Source organism: Bradyrhizobium uaiense (assembly GCF_010811875.1).
In the GTDB taxonomy this organism is placed as follows: domain Bacteria; phylum Pseudomonadota; class Alphaproteobacteria; order Rhizobiales; family Xanthobacteraceae; genus Bradyrhizobium; species Bradyrhizobium uaiense.
Map to the genome: position 1 here is coordinate 1 of NZ_VKHP01000438.1, position 2,883 is coordinate 2,883.

General features: G+C 64.7%; 3 protein-coding genes and 1 pseudogene. All 4 read right to left on the minus strand.

Going from position 1 to position 2,883, the window contains the following annotated elements; translation table 11 throughout:
• Positions 1-172 precede the first annotated feature (172 nt).
• Entirely contained in the window at positions 173-781 is a 609-nt protein-coding gene (locus FNJ47_RS45400; protein WP_163163220.1) for a single stranded DNA-binding domain-containing protein, read from the minus strand.
• A 341-nt stretch (positions 782-1,122) separates the two neighbouring features.
• A complete protein-coding gene (locus FNJ47_RS45405) occupies positions 1,123-1,701 on the minus strand; it encodes a hypothetical protein (protein WP_163163224.1) in 579 nt (192 codons plus the stop codon).
• Positions 1,702-1,818: 117 nt separating this feature from the next.
• On the minus strand, positions 1,819-2,661 hold the full coding sequence (locus tag FNJ47_RS45410) for a shikimate dehydrogenase (RefSeq protein ID WP_163163222.1): 843 nt from the start codon (positions 2,659-2,661) through the stop codon (positions 1,819-1,821).
• 31 nt (positions 2,662-2,692) lie between these two features.
• Positions 2,693-2,883 (minus strand): annotated as a pseudogene (locus FNJ47_RS45415) (YoaK family protein); the annotation flags it as partial.

Below are 2,883 nucleotides of genomic sequence, written 5' to 3' on the forward strand. Positions count from 1 at the left end.
GAGTAATCGCCATCCCGCCCACAAGCGTCGTCCCTGCGAAAGCAGGGACCCATAACCGCCGATGGCAATCGCTTCGCAACGCTGCGGCCACAGCGCGCTTCAACGACACAACCCTGTGGTTATGGGTCCCTGCTTTCGCAGGGACGACGCTTGTGGGCGGGATGGCGATTACTCACATCGGCGGTGCGATTCCGTCGCGACCGACATTGACGCGGTTGGCTTCGAGCGTGCCGTCCTCCTTCTTTGCCGCAGCGAAGATGATGATCTTGGCGCCGGGCTTCAGTTCCGACTTGTCCCCGGAGACGAAGGTGACGACCGGCGTTCCCGGCGGCACCACGACTTTCTTCTCGCCGTCCTTGTATTTCACCAGGATGTTCTGGCCGTCGGTGCCCTGCACCGTCTCGGCGACGGTGGCGTTGGTCATGGTCGAGTTGGCGCGCAGGTCCCAGGGGCGAAAGCCTTCGGCGGCGCCGCGCTGATTTTCCGGGAAGATGTGAACCGCGATCGCCTTCTGCGTCCCGTCAGGCTCGGGCATCGCAGTGACGCCGATATAGGAACCGGATTTGATCTCCGACAAATCGGTCTTGGCGACGCCGAACACGGCGACGTTATCCGTCGTCCGCACCTTCATGTCGGCGCCGTCGCGCGACTTGATCGACAGCAACGCGCCGTCAACGGCCTCGATGGTACCGCGAATGCGCACCGTCGGCGGCTGCTGTGCGGATGCAACCGAGGCAAAGGCAACGAGAAGCAATGCGGCGAATGGCGTCGATTTCGGCATGGTGTTCCTCATGGGTTTGGCTGGCGAATCAGGGAACACCGGGGAATTGGTGGTATTCCGTGCAAGCCACAACTTCCTTGCGGGAGCGACGGCTCGCACGACAACTACGCACCGAGTGAAGGATCCGTTACGGCGATAACGAACAGGTGATGCGTTTGAGGGTTCTGCCGTAGCCCGGATGGTCTTCGTCGTCCCGGGCAAGCGAAGCGCGACCCGGGACCCATAACCACGACCCTACGAGATTAGGCACGTTGTGGCCCCAGCTCTTCTCAACAATTATCATCGGTGGTTATGGGTCCCGGCTTTCGCCGGGACGACGCGTTGAAAGACTGGCGTTCGCATCACATCGGTGGCGTAAGCCCGTCGCGCCCGACGCTGACGCGGTCGGTCTCAAACGAGCCGTCGGGCAGCTTCTTCATGAAGGCGATGATCTTGGCGCCGGCCTTCAGGTCCGCCCTGTCGCCGGGAACATAGGTCACCACGGGCGTATCGGGGGTGACCTGCACCGTCTTCTCGCCGTCCTTGTACTTGACCTGCAATGTATGGCCGTCATTGCCGACGACGGATTGCGCGACGGTCGCGTTGGTCATGCTGCTGTTCGGCTTCAGATCGTACGGCCGTGAGCCTTCGCCGGTGCCGCGCATGTTCTCGGGGAAGACATGCACCTCGACCGCCTTCGGCACGCCGTCGGGGCCGGGCACTGTGGTCGTGCCGATGAAGGAACCGACCTTGATGTCGGATAGCCCGATCCTGGTGAGGCCGAGCACCACCATATTCCCGGCCATATGCAGCTTGACGTCCTCGCCGCTGCGCGACTTCACCGCAAGCGTATCACCGTCGACGCTTTCGACGGTTCCGCGCACCCGCGTCGGCGTCGGCGGCTGTTGCGCAAGCGCATAAAGCGTGGACGCCGTCACCATTGCAAACGCAATGAACGGACGAACGAGATGGAAACGGCGGGCAGGCATGGTTGATCTCCGGGAGGGAACGCGGGGGGACTAACACGAGACCCCGGCCCGGAGACGCTATTCCTGGCCTCAAGTCTTTGTGAGATCGGCCTCGACAAGCGCGCGCAATTCGGCGGTGACTTGCGGACGCTGTCCGAACCACAGTTCAAAGCCACGCACCGCCTGGTGCAGCAGCATGCCGAGCCCATCGGCGGTCTTCAGGGAGCGCGCCTGCGCGGCGGCAAGCAACGGCGTCACCAGCGGCACATAGACAAGATCGGAAACAACCGCACTCTGCGGCAACAGACCGACATCGATCTCGAGCGCGGGTTGACCATGCATGCCGAGCGACGTCGTGTTCACGAGCAGGCCGGCGCGCGGCAGCAGCTCACCGACCGTGTCCCAGGTCGCGGGATGAACGCGCGCGCCGAACTGGTCGGCGAGCGCACGGGCCCGGTCGATGGTGCGGTTGACCAGATGCACGCGCGCGATGCCGCGCTCGATCAGGCCGAACACCACCGCGCGCGACGCGCCGCCGGCGCCGAGTACCAACGCGTCTTCCGTCCTGTCCCAGCCGGGCGCGCAGGCATCGAGATTGTTGATGAAGCCTTCGACATCGGTGTTGGTCGAGCGCAGCTCACCGTCGACGAACCACAGCGTATTGGCGGCGCCGATGGCGCGGGCGCGCGCGTCCGGCGCCGACAGCGCCAGCGCCTGCTCCTTGTGCGGGATGGTGACGTTGGCGCCGACAAAGCCGCGCAACGACAGGCGGAACAGGAAATCCTTGAAATCTTCCGGCGGCACCGCCTCGATCACATAGCCGCCCTCGAGGCCGAGCGTGCGCAGCCAGTAATGATGGATCAGCGGCGAGCGGGAATGGGCCGCCGGCCAACCGATCAGGCACGCGGCGCGGGTTTTGGTTGCGGAGGTCATGACCGTGACATCGGCCAAGGCGCGCGCGCTGTCAATCCGTCCGTTTCGCGGTTGCGGCAACCAGCGCACTGAGCGTGAACGCCGCGGCTGCGGCAAACCAGATCGCACCGAGGTTGATCGAGCGGTAGGCAAATGTGCCGAGTAGCGCGCCCGCGACCAGCGCCGCCCAAAGCATCAAATTGGGCAGCCAGGCCCAACCCGCCCCGCCGCCCCGCGCGGCGG

Coding starts and splice junctions, on each gene's coding strand:
- FNJ47_RS45400 (WP_163163220.1), bottom strand. CDS start 781: ATGCCGAAATCGACGCCATTCGCCGCATTGCTTCTCGTTGCCTTTGCC.
- FNJ47_RS45405 (WP_163163224.1), bottom strand. CDS start 1,701: ATGGTGACGGCGTCCACGCTTTATGCGCTTGCGCAACAGCCGCCGACG.
- FNJ47_RS45410 (WP_163163222.1), bottom strand. CDS start 2,661: ATGACCTCCGCAACCAAAACCCGCGCCGCGTGCCTGATCGGTTGGCCG.